The 14146-nt window shown below is 59.2% G+C and carries 16 protein-coding genes; 1 reads left to right on the top strand and 15 read right to left on the bottom strand.

Annotated features, from left to right (window positions below):
• Nucleotides 1-117 precede the first annotated feature (117 nt).
• The 14 genes from ptsG to yceD all read right to left on the bottom strand — a co-directional run bounded on the left by ptsG (nucleotide 118) and on the right by yceD (nucleotide 12427).
• Complete coding sequence (gene ptsG, locus AC4PR2_RS21100; RefSeq protein ID WP_016928184.1) at nucleotides 118-1551, bottom strand: PTS glucose transporter subunit IIBC; 1434 nt, start codon at nucleotides 1549-1551, stop codon at nucleotides 118-120.
• A gap of 343 nt (nucleotides 1552-1894) precedes the next feature.
• Nucleotides 1895-2671 carry a metal-dependent hydrolase gene (locus tag AC4PR2_RS21095; protein WP_047575663.1) on the bottom strand — a complete coding sequence of 259 codons (777 nt, stop codon included), beginning with the start codon at nucleotides 2669-2671 and terminating at the stop codon, nucleotides 1895-1897.
• Nucleotides 2672-2690: 19 nt separating this feature from the next.
• Nucleotides 2691-3698, bottom strand: coding sequence for a DNA polymerase III subunit delta' (gene holB, locus AC4PR2_RS21090; protein WP_102984845.1), 1008 nt, complete (start codon nucleotides 3696-3698; stop codon nucleotides 2691-2693).
• A complete protein-coding gene (gene tmk, locus AC4PR2_RS21085; RefSeq protein WP_033646442.1) occupies nucleotides 3698-4336 on the bottom strand; it encodes a dTMP kinase in 639 nt (212 codons plus the stop codon). Before tmk ends, holB begins: the two co-directional genes overlap by 1 nt.
• On the bottom strand, nucleotides 4326-5351 hold the full coding sequence (gene mltG / locus AC4PR2_RS21080; protein ID WP_049197996.1) for an endolytic transglycosylase MltG: 1026 nt from the start codon (nucleotides 5349-5351) through the stop codon (nucleotides 4326-4328). The genes tmk and mltG overlap by 11 nt, the downstream gene beginning before the upstream one ends.
• Nucleotides 5352-5364: 13 nt before the next feature.
• Nucleotides 5365-6162, bottom strand: coding sequence for an aminodeoxychorismate lyase (gene pabC / locus AC4PR2_RS21075; RefSeq protein WP_337046503.1), 798 nt, complete (start codon nucleotides 6160-6162; stop codon nucleotides 5365-5367).
• A gap of 144 nt (nucleotides 6163-6306) precedes the next feature.
• On the bottom strand, nucleotides 6307-7548 hold the full coding sequence (gene fabF / locus AC4PR2_RS21070) for a beta-ketoacyl-ACP synthase II (RefSeq protein ID WP_049197999.1): 1242 nt from the start codon (nucleotides 7546-7548) through the stop codon (nucleotides 6307-6309).
• 82 nt (nucleotides 7549-7630) lie between these two features.
• Nucleotides 7631-7867 carry an acyl carrier protein gene (gene acpP / locus AC4PR2_RS21065; protein ID WP_004719003.1) on the bottom strand — a complete coding sequence of 79 codons (237 nt, stop codon included), beginning with the start codon at nucleotides 7865-7867 and terminating at the stop codon, nucleotides 7631-7633.
• A 154-nt stretch (nucleotides 7868-8021) separates the two neighbouring features.
• Nucleotides 8022-8756: a 3-oxoacyl-ACP reductase FabG gene (gene fabG / locus AC4PR2_RS21060; RefSeq protein ID WP_016928193.1), complete on the bottom strand. Its 735-nt coding sequence runs from the start codon at nucleotides 8754-8756 to the stop codon at nucleotides 8022-8024.
• A gap of 11 nt (nucleotides 8757-8767) precedes the next feature.
• Nucleotides 8768-9697, bottom strand: coding sequence for an ACP S-malonyltransferase (fabD, locus tag AC4PR2_RS21055; protein ID WP_015377451.1), 930 nt, complete (start codon nucleotides 9695-9697; stop codon nucleotides 8768-8770).
• Nucleotides 9698-9715: 18 nt separating this feature from the next.
• Nucleotides 9716-10669, bottom strand: a complete 954-nt coding sequence (locus tag AC4PR2_RS21050; protein WP_025302411.1) for a beta-ketoacyl-ACP synthase III — start codon at nucleotides 10667-10669, stop codon at nucleotides 9716-9718.
• Nucleotides 10670-10675: 6 nt separating this feature from the next.
• On the bottom strand, nucleotides 10676-11710 hold the full coding sequence (gene plsX / locus AC4PR2_RS21045) for a phosphate acyltransferase PlsX (RefSeq protein WP_071845251.1): 1035 nt from the start codon (nucleotides 11708-11710) through the stop codon (nucleotides 10676-10678).
• A gap of 11 nt (nucleotides 11711-11721) precedes the next feature.
• Nucleotides 11722-11889: a 50S ribosomal protein L32 gene (gene rpmF / locus AC4PR2_RS21040; protein ID WP_004927778.1), complete on the bottom strand. Its 168-nt coding sequence runs from the start codon at nucleotides 11887-11889 to the stop codon at nucleotides 11722-11724.
• 16 nt (nucleotides 11890-11905) lie between these two features.
• Nucleotides 11906-12427, bottom strand: coding sequence for a 23S rRNA accumulation protein YceD (yceD, locus tag AC4PR2_RS21035; RefSeq protein ID WP_004927780.1), 522 nt, complete (start codon nucleotides 12425-12427; stop codon nucleotides 11906-11908).
• Between the two features lie 141 nt (nucleotides 12428-12568).
• On the opposite strand from yceD, the gene AC4PR2_RS21030 reads away from it, so the two are divergent.
• Nucleotides 12569-13150, top strand: coding sequence for a Maf family protein (locus AC4PR2_RS21030; protein ID WP_060440208.1), 582 nt, complete (start codon nucleotides 12569-12571; stop codon nucleotides 13148-13150).
• Between the two features lie 6 nt (nucleotides 13151-13156).
• On the opposite strand, the gene rluC is transcribed toward AC4PR2_RS21030, so the two are convergent.
• The gene (gene rluC, locus AC4PR2_RS21025) at nucleotides 13157-14116 is read right to left on the bottom strand and encodes a 23S rRNA pseudouridine(955/2504/2580) synthase RluC (protein WP_492175427.1); all 960 of its coding nucleotides are present in this window, start codon (nucleotides 14114-14116) and stop codon (nucleotides 13157-13159) included.
• Nucleotides 14117-14146: the final 30 nt, after the last annotated feature.

Genomic DNA, 14146 nt, shown 5'->3' with positions numbered 1-14146 from the left:
GCAGGTTTTTACAGGCAGAGCCAAAACCGAGTCGATAACCACGTCCACAGGACGTGGTTTTAAGTTAGGAATAAAAAAGGGAGGCTTTCGCCTCCCTTGGTAACTCCCCTGCCTGAATCAGTGATTACGGATGTATTCGTCCATATCGGTTTTCAGGTTGTCGGACTTGGTGCCGAAGATGGCCTGCACGCCGGAGCCAGCGACGACTACGCCGGCTGCGCCCAGTTTCTTCAGGCCCGCCTGGTCAACTTTGGACACGTCGGCCACGCTGACGCGCAGACGGGTGATGCAAGCATCCAGGTTAGTGATGTTTTCTTTACCGCCGAAGGCCTGAACCAGCGCCGCGGACATTTCGGAACCGCCCTGCGCAGTCTGCTCGGCAGCGGTGTCTTCACGGCCCGGGGTTTTCAGATCCAGCTTGGCGATCAGCACGCGGAAGATGGTGTAGTACACCAGACCGTAGACGATGCCGACGATCGGGAACAGCCAGATTTTGCTGCTGTTGCCGCTCAGTACGATAAAGTCGATCAGGCCATGCGAGAAGCTGGTGCCGTCACGCATGCCCAACAGGATGCAGATTGGGAACGCCAGGCCGGCCAGGATAGCGTGGATCACGTACAGGATCGGCGCGACGAACATGAAGGAGAACTCGATCGGCTCGGTGATACCGGTCAGGAACGAGGTCAGCGCGGCGGAGATCATGATGCCGCCGACTTTCGCGCGGTTTTCCGGCTTGGCCGAGTGCCAGATGGCGATGGCCGCAGCAGGCAGACCGTACATTTTGAACAGGAAGCCGCCGGACAGTTTGCCCGCGGTTGGGTCACCCGCCATGTAGCGAGGGATGTCGCCGTGGAATACCTGGCCCGCCGCGTTGGTAAATTCACCGATTTGCATTTGGAACGGTACGTTCCAGATGTGGTGCAGACCGAATGGCACCAGAGCACGCTCAACCACGCCGTAAATGCCGAAGGCCACGACCGGGTTCTGATAAGCCGCCCACTGCGAGAAGGTCTGGATAGCCGTACCGATCGGCGGCCAGATGAAGGACAGCACTACGCCCAGAACGATCGCCGCCAGACCGGAAATGATCGGCACGAAACGCTTACCGGCAAAGAAGCCCAGGTATTCCGGCAGTTGAATGCGGAAGAAGCGGTTGAACATATAGGCCGCGATGGCGCCGGAGATAATCCCCCCGAGCACACCGGTATCCGCCAGGTGTTTGGCCGCAATCTCTTCAGCCGGCAGGTGCAGCACCAGCGGCGCAACTACCGCCATGGTTTTCACCATGATGCCGTAGGCCACCACCGCCGCCAACGCGGAAACGCCGTCGTTGTTGGTGAAGCCCAGGGCGACGCCGATGGCGAAAATCAGCGGCATGTTGGCGAAGACCGAACCGCCCGCTTCCGCCATCACGTGGGAGACTACCGCAGGTAGCCAGCTAAAGTTGGCGGAGCCGACGCCCAGCAGGATACCTGCGATAGGCAACACGGACACCGGCAGCATGAGCGATTTACCTACTTTTTGCAGGTTTGCAAATGCGTTCTTGAACATAGTTGAGTGTGCTCCTGAGTAATAATGCTTTGCTACTTCTTGTCGCGATAATTCGCGCTGCAAGGGGGGGAGAAAAACCCCTGCAATTCAGGGTGTCTGAGCACCCCTTGAATTTATTACGCAGAGTAAAATAAATAGCCTGCGCAATGTTTGATGACAATCACGTTTCGATGATCGAGCTGCGGTAACTTTGCATAAACCGGCTGTTTTTTGGCAAAACGGGCCAAAAAACACGCATCAATCCCCCTGAAACGGGAGGGAACCTTACCCGTTTCAGTGATTAATTACGAGCTTAAAAAAAATTACGCAGACAATGACCTACAGCTATAGCCTAGGTCAAAGATCACAGATCGAGGTGAAATAAGCGTGAAAAGTTGGCGGTGGTCGCTTCGGCCAGTTGTTCCAGGCTGACGCCCTTCAATACCGCCATATATTCAGCCACATCGCGCACATAGGCGGGTTGGTTTTCTTTGCCCCGATGCGGCACCGGCGCCAGATAAGGCGAGTCGGTTTCCACCAGAATGCGATCCAGCGGCACATAGCGGGCCACCTCACGCAGCTGTTCGGCGTTGCGGAAGGTCACGATGCCCGAGAAGGAGATGTAGAAGCCCAGATCCAGCAGCGCTTCGGCCGTGGCCAGATCTTCGGTGAAGCAGTGAAGTACGCCGCCGCAATCCTGTGCGTTCTCTTCACGCAGGATCGCCAGCGTGTCCGCACGCGCATCGCGGGTGTGGACGATCACCGGTTTGTTCAGATCCCGGCCGATGCGGATATGTTCGCGGAAAGAGTCCTGCTGCAGCTCGAGGTTGTCTTTCTGGTAGAAGTAATCGAGCCCGGTTTCCCCCAGCGCTACCACCTGTTCCGCCGCCGCCAGGCGGCGCAGCTCGGCGTAATCATACCCCTCTTCCAGATTGAGCGGATGCACCCCGCAGGAGAAGGCCACGTCGTTGCGCTTGCCGATCAGCTCGGTCATGGAACGGTAGCCCGGTAGCGTGGTAGCGACCGCCAGCACATAGCCGACGTCGCATGCTTTGGCCTTGGCCAGCGCATCGTCCACATTCTGGTGCAGCGTTTGATAATCCAGACTGTCAAGGTGGCAATGAGAATCGACTAACAACATAATGTTTAACTCTTTTACTTTACAGCGAATGAGGGTGGGAATAGCCGGCGGCGCCGAGCATCTGTTCCCAGCGAAGTAACTGTTCGGTCAGCAGCAGCTCGCGATTGACGCCCACCACGCTGAGCAGCTGATGGCGGCAGTTCAGCCACTGCTGCACAATCTGCTGCAGCGAGGCGCTGCTCAGCAGGCTGGCCAGCTGATGCACCAGCGGCTGCTGATCCTGATTCAATACATACTGATGCGCGCCCTGCTGCCACTTCATCGCGTCCACCAGCAGCGCGCACAGCCAGTGCAGGCGCTCGGCGACGTCTTCATGGTTCAACACCGGCAACAGCGACAGCATATCGCGCTGCGGCAGCGCGGCGTTCAACGCGGCGCACAGGGCGCTGCGCTGTTGCCACTGCTGCGGCTGCAACAGCTGTTCGGCGGCCAACGGCGCGCCGTCGTGCAGGCGCAGCGCCGTGAGGCGGTCCGTCTGAGATCCGGCCGCCTGTCGGCCCAGCCACTGCAGGCTGAGCTGTTCATCCGGGCTGGCCAAATGCCAGTACAGGCAGCGGCTGCGCAGCGTCGCCATCAGCCGCGACGGCTCACGGCAACCCAGCAGAAAATAGGTTTTCTCCGGCGGCTCTTCCAGCGTTTTAAGCAGCGCGTTGGCCGCCGCCTCGGTCAGCTGTTCCGCCTGCGGCAGCCAAATCACTTTGGCGCCGCCCTGCTGCGCGTGGGCGTACAGCGTTTCAATCACCTGGCGGATCGGCTCGATCCCCAGGCTGCTCTTGCCCTTTTCCGGCGCCAGCACGTGATAATCCGGGTGGTTCCCCGCCAGCATCAGCCGGCAGCTGTGGCACTCGCCGCAGCTTTTTTCACCGTTGCGCTGCTGGCAGATCAACCAGCGGCTCAGGCCGTAGGCCAGCGCGTCGTCACCGTTGCCCGGCGCCGCGTGCAGCAGCAGCGCATGATGGCCGCGGCCGTCGGCGTACTGCCCAACCAGCTGGCGATAAGGGCCGTTCAGCCACGGGTACCAGTTCATTATGCGCCTTCCTGCTGCCGTAGCCAGTGGCCGACGCAGTCGCGGATCGCCGCGGTCACCTGCTCCAGCGGCTGGGCGGCGTCGACGGTGACGATGGTTTTATCCTGCGCCGCCAGCTCGAGATAGCGAGCGCGGGTGCGCTCGAAGAACGGCAGCGCTTCCTGTTCGATGCGATCCAACTGACCGCGCGCCTGTGCGCGTTGCAGGCCGACCAGCGGCGGCAGATCGAGATAGACCGTCAAGTCCGGGCGAAAATCCCCCAGCACGGTGTCGCGCAGCGAGCTCATCAACTGCGGATCCACGCCGCGTCCGCCGCCCTGGTAAGCCTGTGAAGAGAGATCGTGGCGATCGCCCACCACCCAGGCGCCGCGCGCCAGGGCCGGTTTAATCACGGTCTCCACCAGCTGCACGCGCGCGGCGTACAGCATCAATACTTCGGCCTTGATGGTCGGCAATTCGCCGTCGATGCCACGTTTGAACAGATCGCGCAGCTTCTCCGCCAGCGGCGTGCCGCCCGGCTCGCGGGTGAAGACGATGTCGCTGACACCGTGTTCGCGCAGCACATTGACCACCGTATCGCGCGCGGTGGTTTTACCCGCGCCTTCCAGCCCTTCGATAACAACGAATTTACTTTTCATTCTTTTCCTTTAACGCCTGACGGTACACGCGCACCGCCTGGTTATGGCTCGCCAGATTGGTGGTGAAGGTATGCCCACCCTTGCCGTCGGCGACAAAATAGAGATAAGGCGTTTTGGCCGGATTGGCGGCCGCCTGCAGCGAGGCCTCCCCCGGCATGGCGATCGGCGTTGGCGGCAGGCCGGCGATCACATAGGTGTTGTACGGCGTCGGCGTCTCCAGATCCTTGCGCGTGATGTTGCCATTATAGCTTTCGCCCATGCCGTAGATCACCGTCGGATCGGTCTGCAGGCGCATGCCGATGCGCAAGCGGTTGACGAACACCGACGCGACCTTGCTGCGCTCTTCCGGCACCGCGGTCTCTTTCTCGACGATCGAGGCCATGGTCAGCAGATCTTCCGGCGTTTTATACGGCAGGCTGGTATCGCGGCCGGCCCAGGCGGCCTGCAGCGCTTTGTTCATGCGCACGTGTGCGCGTTTGAGCAGCGCGATGTCGCTCATGCCGGCGGTATACTGATAGGTATCCGGGTACAAATGCCCTTCCGGCGTTTCTCCCGCAGGAATGCCGAGCGCTGCGGCAATCTCCGCTTCGCTCTTGCCCGCCAGGGTGTGTTTCAGGTATTTGGACTGCTGCAGCACCTGCTGCCAATCACGCAGGCGTGAGCCTTCGATAAAGCGTGCGGTGAACTGCGCCTCTTTGCCGCTGGCCAACAGTTTCAGCATCTGGCGCACCGTCATGCCCGGCGTGAACCGGTAGGTACCGGCTTTAAACTCCGCCAACTCCGGCTCCAGCTTCAGCAGCCACTGGAACCAGCGCCCGTTGTGCACCAGCTTATCGCGTACCAGTAGCCCTTCCAGCGCTACCCGGCCGGTGCCGGCCGGCAGTTTGAAGATGGTTTCTTGCTGGATAGCCAGCGGCGTATCGGCAAAGCGTTCGATCTTCTGGTAGCCCCAAAACAGCAGCGCCAATACCAGAACAACAATAACAGACAGGACCTTCAGCTTTCTTTTCTTCATCAATCAGCCATGGTTAACAGTGTGGACGCAAAAAATCATACAGCTGGCGCGAAGCATAACGCCATGATTGCGCAGCGTTTACCGGCAGCAGCGGCATCAGCGCATTGCTCACCAGCACTTCGTCGGCATCGGCCAGCGTCTCCAGCGGTTCACTGACGCACTGCAGACGGTATTCCGAGCCCGCCAGCAGCGCGATCACCCGCCGCCGCATCAGGCCCGCGACGCCGGCCTGGCTCAGATCCGGGGTAAATACCGCTTTTCCCTTACGCCAGAACAAATTAGCCGCACAGCATTCCACCAGCATACCGGCAGTGTCAAGCACCAGCGCCTCGTCGGCGGCCGTCTGGTCAAGATGCGCGCGGATCAGCACCTGCTCCAGGCGGTTCAAATGCTTCAACCCCGCCAGCAACGGATTGCGCGCCAGCGCCACCGGGCTGAGCGCAAGCGTGATGCCCTGCTCGCGCCACTGCAAATAGTGCGCAGGGTAGCTGCTGCGGGCGATGATACGCGTCGGGTTTTCGCACCCCGTCGGGCTGTAACCCCGCCCGCCGCTGCCGCGCGTCAGTATCGCTTTGACCACGCCGAGCGGAATTGATTCGGCCGCCAGCGCCATCTCCCGCTCGAAAGCCAGCCAATCGGTGGCAGGCAGCATCAGCCGCTGCGCCGCTTGCTGCAGCCGCTCCAGATGCCAGGGCAGCAGCTCGATTTTACCGTCGATAACCCGGGCGGTAGTAAAGCAGCCATCGCCGAACTGCAGGCCACGATCGCTCGGCGCCAGCGCATCGTGGCGTTGTCCGTTAATCCAGTACATGCTTCCTCCTGTTGCCGGGCTATTTCATTACGCTCGCAGGATAGCAGGCGGCGAGACGATACGCAGCCCCGCCGGCGGCCAAACGGCGGGCGTAAAAAAGCCCGGTTAAAAAACCGGGCTTTCGTCAGCTATCCGCAGCGCGAGTTACACTCGGCGGAAGATCAGCGAGCCGTTGGTGCCGCCAAAGCCGAAGGAGTTACACAGGGTGAACTCCATATCGCTGACCTGACGCGCTTCGTGAGGCACGAAGTCCAGATCGCAACCTTCATCCGGGTTATCCAGGTTGATGGTTGGCGGTACCGCCTGATCGCGCAGCGCCAGCACGGTGAAGATAGACTCGATCGCGCCTGCCGCACCCAACAGGTGGCCAGTCATCGATTTGGTCGAACTCACCAGCACGCGGTGGGCATCGGCGCCGAAGACGGATTTCACCGCCTGCGCTTCCGCCTGGTCACCCGCCGGCGTAGAGGTGCCGTGCGCATTGATGTAGCCGATTTGTGACGGGGTCACACCGGCGTCAAGCAGGGCATTTTCCATCGCCAGCGCAGCGCCCGCGCCGTTTTCCGGTGGCGACGTCATGTGATAAGCATCGCTGCTCATCCCAAAACCGACCACTTCGGCGTAGATTTTCGCGCCGCGTTTTTTCGCGTGCTCGTACTCTTCCAGCACCATCATGCCGGCACCGTCGCCCAGCACGAAGCCGTCGCGGTCTTTATCCCACGGACGGCTCGCCGCCTGCGGGTTGTCATTACGGGTGGACAGGGCGCGCGCTGCGCCAAAGCCGCCGACGCCCAATGGGGTGCTGGCTTTCTCTGCCCCACCGGCCAGCATCACGTCAGCATCATTGTAAGCAATGATACGCGCCGCATGGCCGATGTTGTGCACACCTGAAGTACAGGCGGTGGCGATGGAAATGCTTGGGCCACGCATGCCGTACATGATTGTCAGGTGGCCTGCAATCATATTCACGATGGTGGATGGCACGAAGAACGGACTGATTTTCCGTGGGCCACCGTTAACCAGTGAACTGTGGTTTTCTTCGATCAAACCCAGGCCGCCGATGCCGGAACCGATCGCGGCTCCAATGCGGGTGGCGTTAGCCTCGGTGATGTCCAGACCTGCATCCTGCATGGCTTGCATGCCGGCAGCGATACCGTACTGGATAAAGGCGTCCATCTTGCGCGCATCTTTGCGAGAGATGAAATCCTCAGAATTAAAATTCTTTACCAGGCCAGCAAACTTGGTCGCATAGGCAGTGGTATCGAAATGGTCGATCAGGCTGATGCCACTCTGACCGGCAAGAAGAGCGTTCCACGTGGACTCTACCGTATTGCCGACAGGAGACAACATGCCCAGTCCGGTCACAACTACTCGACGCTTAGACACGTTTGTCCTCCAGGGAGGGAAAAATATGACACTAGGGATAGAAAAAACTTAGGCGGTCGAACGACCGCCTAGATATGTTCTCTTACTGCTGGCTAGCGTTGATGAAATCAATAGCTGCCTGAACAGTAGTGATCTTCTCAGCTTCTTCGTCTGGAATCTCGGTGTCGAATTCTTCTTCCAGTGCCATTACCAGCTCAACGGTGTCAAGAGAATCAGCGCCCAGATCTTCAACGAAAGAAGCGTTGTTCAAAACTTCTTCCTGTTTAACACCCAGTTGCTCAACAATGATTTTCTTAACGCGTTCTTCGATAGTGCTCATACTCTTAAATTTCCTATCAAAACTCGCTTTCGCGATGGTTTTCGTAGTGTATAAAATGCTGAAAAAGATGCAACTAAATCCCGGCTGGTCAAACCACGATTTTACGCTATTTTGCGGTTTTTGCCTCAAATAACGCAAATGGTTTTCACATTTTTTAAATCATGTACATGCCGCCATTGACATGTAACGTTTCACCGGTGATATAGCCGGCCTCATCAGAGGCCAAAAATGCAACAGCGCTGGCGATTTCTTTAGCATCGCCCAGCCGGTTGGCTGGAACTGATGACAAAATGCCTGCGCGTTGATCATCTGTCAACGCCCGTGTCATGTCCGTCTCAATAAAGCCAGGTGCCACGACGTTGACCGTAATGCCACGCGAAGCAACTTCACGTGCCAAAGATTTGCTAAAACCAATCAAACCGGCTTTAGCCGCCGCGTAGTTCGCCTGCCCTGCGTTCCCCATGGTGCCGACAACGGAACCGATGGTGATGATACGGCCAAACCGCTTTTTCATCATAGCGCGCATTACCGCTTTTGACAGGCGGAATACGGAAGTCAGGTTGGTGTCGAGGATATCCTCCCACTCGTCATCCTTCATACGCATCAGCAGGTTATCACGCGTGATGCCGGCATTATTCACTAAAATGTCGATTTCGCCAAATTCGGCGCGAATCGATGCCAGCACGCTGTCGATAGATTGCGCATCAACAACGTTCAACATAAACCCTTTACCGTTTGCGCCCAGGTAGCTGCTGATCGCTTCAGCGCCGCTCTCGCTGGTTGCGGTGCCGATCACTTTGGCGCCGCGTGCCACAAACGTTTCTGCAATAGCTCGGCCAATACCGCGGCTCGCGCCGGTGACCAGAACGATTTTACCTTCGAAGCTCATCATTTTCCTCTTTATTGTTCAAGCGCCGCCGACAGGCTGGCGGTGTCGTTCACCGCCGCAGCCGTCAGGGTGTCAACAATACGTTTAGTCAGGCCGGTCAGCACTTTGCCCGGCCCCACTTCCAGCAGCGACGTCACTCCCTGTGCTGCGATAAATTCTACGCTCTCGGTCCAACGTACCGGGCTGTACAGCTGACGCACCAGCGCGCTGCGGATCGCTTCCGGATCGTTTTCGGTGCGCACGTCGACGTTGTTCACCACCGGCACCTGCGGCGCGTTGAAGGTGATGTCCTGCAGCGCCACGGCCAGCTTGTCGGCGGCCGGCTTCATCAGCGCGCAGTGCGAAGGCACGCTCACCGGCAGCGGCAGCGCACGCTTGGCGCCGGCGGCTTTGCAGGCGGCGCCTGCGCGCTCAACCGCTTCTTTGTTGCCGGCGATGACCACCTGGCCCGGCGAGTTGAAGTTGACCGGAGAAACCACCTGCCCTTGCGCAGACTCTTCACACGCTTTGGCGATCGCGTCGTTGTCCAGACCGATGATGGCGTACATCGCGCCGGTGCCTTCCGGCACCGCTTCCTGCATCAGCTTGCCGCGCAGCTCGACCAGACGGATCGCCGCCTTGAAGTCCAGCACGCCGGCGCAGACCAGCGCCGAGTATTCGCCCAGGCTGTGACCCGCCATCAGCGCAGGCGCTTTACCGCCCTGCTGCTGCCAAACGCGGAAAATCGCCACCGAGGCGGCCAGCAGAGCCGGTTGGGTCTGCCAGGTTTTGTTCAGCTCTTCCGCCGGGCCTTGCTGCACCAGCTGCCACAGGTCGTAACCCAGGGCGGAAGAGGCCTCGCCGAAGGTTTCTTCGACGATCGGGAACTGTGCGGCCAATTCGGCCAGCATGCCAACGGTCTGTGACCCTTGGCCCGGGAAAACAAAAGCAAATTGCGTCATTTTTTCTTCCTGTCCAAATCAGAAACGAACCAGCGCCGAGCCCCAGGTAAAGCCGCCGCCGAAGGCCTCCAGCAGCACCAGTTGGCCACGCTGAATTCGCCCGTCGCGCACGGCTTCGTCCAGCGCGGAAGGCACCGAGGCGGCAGAGGTGTTGCCGTGACGATCGAGCGTCACCACCACTTTGTCCATTCCCATGCCCAGTTTTTTCGCCGTTGCGCTGATGATGCGCAGGTTGGCCTGGTGCGGTACCAGCCAATCCAGCTCGCTGCGGTCCATGTTGTTGGCCTGCAACGTCTCATCGACGATGCGCGCCAGCTCGGTAACCGCAACCTTGAAGACTTCGTTGCCCGCCATGGTGACATAGGCCGGCTTGTCTTGATTCTGACGATCCTTGTACGGCAGCGTCAGCAGGTTGCCGTAGCTGCCGTCGGCATGCAGATGGGTAGACAGAATGCCCGGCGCTTCAGAAGCCCCCAGCACCACCGCCCCTGCGCCATCGCCAAACAGAATGATGGTGCCGCGATCTTCAGGATCCAGCGTGCGCGACAAGACGTCCGCGCCGATAACCAGCGCATGTTTGACCGCGCCGTTTTTCACGTACTGATCGGCCACGCTGAGCGCGTAAGTGAAGCCGGCGCAGGCCGCAGCCAGATCGAACGCCGCGCAGTCTTTGATGCCCAGCATTTGCTGCACCAGGCACGCCGCGCTCGGGAACGCGTGAGTGGTCGTGGTGGTCGCCACGACGATCAGCCCAATGTCTTCTTTAGCCACACCTGCCATTTCCAGCGCTTTCTCAGCGGCCTGGAAGCTCATCGTCGCAACGGTTTCATCCGCAGCGGCGATGCGACGTTCGCGGATACCGGTACGCGTGACGATCCACTCGTCAGAGGTATCCACCATTTTTTCCAAATCAGCATTGGTGCGCACTTGTACGGGCAAATAACTCCCCGTACCGAGAATCTTTGTATACATGTACGATCAGTCACTCTTAGGTAATACAGCCTCAAGGCGCGCAGCAATCCTTTCCGGGACTTGCCGCTGCACCGCCTGCACAGCCTGTTCGATTGCGACTGCAAACGCGTGAGGGTTCGCAGCGCCGTGGCTCTTGACTACGGTGCTGCGCAATCCTAACAGACATGCGCCATTATACTGGTCGGGGTTCAGGTGGCCGAACCGCTTAACCACCCGTTTTTGCAACCAACGGCCCAACAATTTCAGCCACCACGCTTGCTTGTTTCCGTCGCCGGACGATTTCAGCAGCGATAAGAATACCCTGACCACCCCTTCCATGGTTTTCAGGGTGACGTTGCCCACGAAGCCATCGCAAACCAACACGTCGGTCTTACCGGTGAGCAGTTCGTTTCCTTCCAGGTAACCAATATAGTTGATTGCCGGAGTATTTTTTAGCACAGCGGCCGCTTCGCGGATATTATCCAGGCCTTTGGTCTCTTCTTCGCCAATATTCAGCAGCGCCACCCGCGGTTGCGCAATGCCGATCACCTCTTCCGCCATCACCGCGCCCATCACGGCAAACTGCACCAGCATGGTGCTGTCGCACTCGACGTTGGCGCCCAGATCCAGCACCACGGTTTTACTGCGTTGCTGATTCGGGATCGCCGTCATCAGCGCCGGGCGTTCGATGCCCTCCAGCGGCTTGACCAACAGCTTCGCCAATCCCATCAGCGCGCCGGTATTGCCGGCGCTGACGCAGCCTTGCGCGTTTCCGCTGCTGAGCTGCTCGAGCGCAATGCGCATCGACGTGCCGCGGCTGGCACGTATCGCTTGTGAAGGTTTGGCGTCGCCGGCGATCACGGACTCGGCGGGCACGACTTGCAGACGCTCCAGAAGAACCGGATCGGCGTGGGCAAGCAAAGGGGAGATGACGTCGGGATTGCCGACCAGCAGGAGATGAAGCTGTAAATTAGAGGCCAGTGCCTGCAACGAAGCAGGCACTGTGACGCAGGGACCGAAGTCCCCGCCCATTGCATCTAACGCCAGGGTTAGACGAGTCAAGGTATCGCTACTTAGCCGATAACCTTGCGACCGCGGTAGAAACCGTCGGCAGTGATGTGGTGACGACGGTGAGTTTCACCGGATACTTTGTCTACAGACAGAGTAGTCGTGGTCAGAGCATCGTGAGAACGACGCATGCCACGCTTGGAACGGGTTGGTTTATTCTGTTGTACGGCCATGGACCTTACTCCTCAATTACTTACGCTTTAAACTGGCTAATACGGCAAACGGATTCGGTTTCTCCGCCTCGGGAGGCAGTTGGCCGAATACCATGTCCGCTTCGGACACTTCACAGTGTTCAGATTCATGTACCGGAACGACAGGCAGTGAAAGAATAATTTCGTCTTCAATCATTGCCAACAGATCGACTTCGCCAAACTCGTCAACTTCGATCGGTTCGTACGCTTCCGGTAATGCCTCAGCCTGCTCATCATTGACGACCGGGCTAAAACAATATGTTGTGTGAACCTGATGTTCGAACGGGACTCCACAGCGTTGGCACATCAACGTTACCGTGACGTCCGCATGCCCTGTTATCACCGCGAGGCGCTGATTGTCGATATTGAACGACAACGACACCTCGACATCACTGTCCACACTGACCACGGAGTCGGCAACACGAGTAACCTGCTCAGGCGCATAGACACCAGCATAGTCCAGGCGTTTCTGAGCGGTACGTACCGCATCAATGGTCAAGGGTAATTTTACCTTTTGCATAGGGCGCGCATATTAACTTTGTAACGACATAGAGTCAAAGAAAAAGGCCGTAAAACGGCTCCTTTCACCAATATTCGCTTCCACAGCGGCCGACAGTTTAAAATGCCGTACCCATTTACGCTACGGTTTGCGAAAAAAATTATGCAGAGATTGCTTTTAGCCTCCACCTCCCCCTATCGAAAAATGCTGCTGGAGAAGCTGCAGCTGCCCTTCGACTGCGCCGCACCCGAGGTGGATGAAACCCCACTGCCGGGTGAAACCGCCGAAGCGCTGGTGCTGCGCCTGGCGGCGGCGAAGGCTCAGGCGCTGGCCCTCGCCTATCCCGAGCATCTGATCATCGGCTCCGATCAGGTCTGCGTGATCGATGGCAACATCACCGGCAAGCCCCATACCGAGGAGAACGCCCGGGCACAGCTGCGCCAGGCCAGCGGCCAGGCCGTGACTTTTTATACCGGCCTGGCGCTGTACAACGGCCGCAGCAAGCAGCTGCAGGCCCTGTGCGAGCCGTTCCACGTGCATTTTCGCGCGCTGAGCGAAACGGAGATCGCTGCCTATGTTCGCATGGAGCAACCGCTGAACTGCGCAGGCAGTTTTAAGAGTGAAGGATTGGGGATCGCACTGTTCGACAGGCTGGAAGGCCGGGACCCGAACGCCCTGATCGGCCTGCCGTTGATCGCGCTGTTGGAGATGTTGCGGGCTGAGGGCATCAACCCGCTGGTCTGACGCGGATTACTTGGCCGCCTGCCGGCGCAGCACCTGCAGGCAGTGGCGCAGCTCTTCGTCCATCGGCGCTTCGATGCGCATCGTTTCGCCGGTGGAGGGATGCTCAAAGCGCAGCGCCGCAGCGTGCAGGAACAGCCGCTTCAGGCCGGTACCCGCCAGCTGGCGATCGAACTCGCGGTCGCCATAGCGATCGTCAAAGGTGATCGGGTGCCCGGCATGCAGCGTGTGCACGCGGATCTGGTGGGTGCGCCCGGTGATCGGGCTGGCCTTCACCAGGGTGGCGAATTCGTAACGCTCTTCCACCTTGAAGCGGGTTTCCGAAGGCTTGCCTTCGCTGCTGACGCGCACGATGCGCTCACCGCTTTGCAGAATGTTTTTCAGCAGCGGCGCCTGTACGGCCTTGCAGTGGGACTGCCACTGGCCGCGCACCAGCGCCAGATAATCCTTCTGCATCCCCTTCAGCCGCAGCTGTTCGTGCAGCGAGCGCAGCGCGGAGCGCTTCTTGGCCACCAGCAGCACGCCGGAGGTGTCGCGATCCAGACGGTGCACCAGCTCGAGGAAACGGGCTTCCGGGCGCAGCGCGCGCAGCCCTTCGATCACGCCGAAGCTCAGGCCGCTGCCGCCATGCACCGCGGTGCCGGAGGGCTTGTTGAGGATCAGCAGGTAGTCGTCTTCATAAAGGATGCAGTCGGCCAATGCGGCTACCTTATCCAGCTTGGCCGACACCGGCGTCTCTTCGCGCTCGGCCACCCGTACCGGCGGCACGCGCACCACGTCGCCGGCCGCCAATTTGTATTCGACCTTGATGCGTCCTTTATTGACCCGCACCTCGCCCTTACGCACGATGCGATAAATCATGCTCTTCGGCACGCCTTTCAGGCGAGCGAGCAGAAAGTTGTCGATTCTCTGACCGGCTTCGTCGTCGGAAATCGTGATGAATTGTACTGCTGGATTGTTCGTTTTCATGGTGCGGGATTCTAAATAGAGCGCGTGAAT

It is taken from the genome of Serratia sp. A07, from assembly GCF_058725505.1.
This window is presented reverse-complemented; position numbering and strand designations above follow the sequence as displayed.

Excerpts from the sequence above, each read along its gene's own strand:
- yceD (WP_004927780.1), bottom strand. The coding sequence starts at position 12,427 with ATGCAAAAGGTAAAATTACCCTTGACCATTGATGCGGTACGTACCGCT.
- ptsG (WP_016928184.1), bottom strand. The coding sequence starts at position 1,551 with ATGTTCAAGAACGCATTTGCAAACCTGCAAAAAGTAGGTAAATCGCTC.
- AC4PR2_RS21030 (WP_060440208.1), top strand. The coding sequence starts at position 12,569 with ATGCAGAGATTGCTTTTAGCCTCCACCTCCCCCTATCGAAAAATGCTG.
- mltG (WP_049197996.1), bottom strand. The coding sequence starts at position 5,351 with ATGAAGAAAAGAAAGCTGAAGGTCCTGTCTGTTATTGTTGTTCTGGTA.
- AC4PR2_RS21095 (WP_047575663.1), bottom strand. The coding sequence starts at position 2,671 with ATGTTGTTAGTCGATTCTCATTGCCACCTTGACAGTCTGGATTATCAA.
- rpmF (WP_004927778.1), bottom strand. The coding sequence starts at position 11,889 with ATGGCCGTACAACAGAATAAACCAACCCGTTCCAAGCGTGGCATGCGT.
- holB (WP_102984845.1), bottom strand. The coding sequence starts at position 3,698 with ATGAACTGGTACCCGTGGCTGAACGGCCCTTATCGCCAGCTGGTTGGG.
- rluC (WP_492175427.1), bottom strand. The coding sequence starts at position 14,116 with ATGAAAACGAACAATCCAGCAGTACAATTCATCACGATTTCCGACGAC.
- AC4PR2_RS21050 (WP_025302411.1), bottom strand. The coding sequence starts at position 10,669 with ATGTATACAAAGATTCTCGGTACGGGGAGTTATTTGCCCGTACAAGTG.
- tmk (WP_033646442.1), bottom strand. The coding sequence starts at position 4,336 with ATGAAAAGTAAATTCGTTGTTATCGAAGGGCTGGAAGGCGCGGGTAAA.
- fabD (WP_015377451.1), bottom strand. The coding sequence starts at position 9,697 with ATGACGCAATTTGCTTTTGTTTTCCCGGGCCAAGGGTCACAGACCGTT.
- acpP (WP_004719003.1), bottom strand. The coding sequence starts at position 7,867 with ATGAGCACTATCGAAGAACGCGTTAAGAAAATCATTGTTGAGCAACTG.
- fabG (WP_016928193.1), bottom strand. The coding sequence starts at position 8,756 with ATGAGCTTCGAAGGTAAAATCGTTCTGGTCACCGGCGCGAGCCGCGGT.
- pabC (WP_337046503.1), bottom strand. The coding sequence starts at position 6,162 with ATGTACTGGATTAACGGACAACGCCACGATGCGCTGGCGCCGAGCGAT.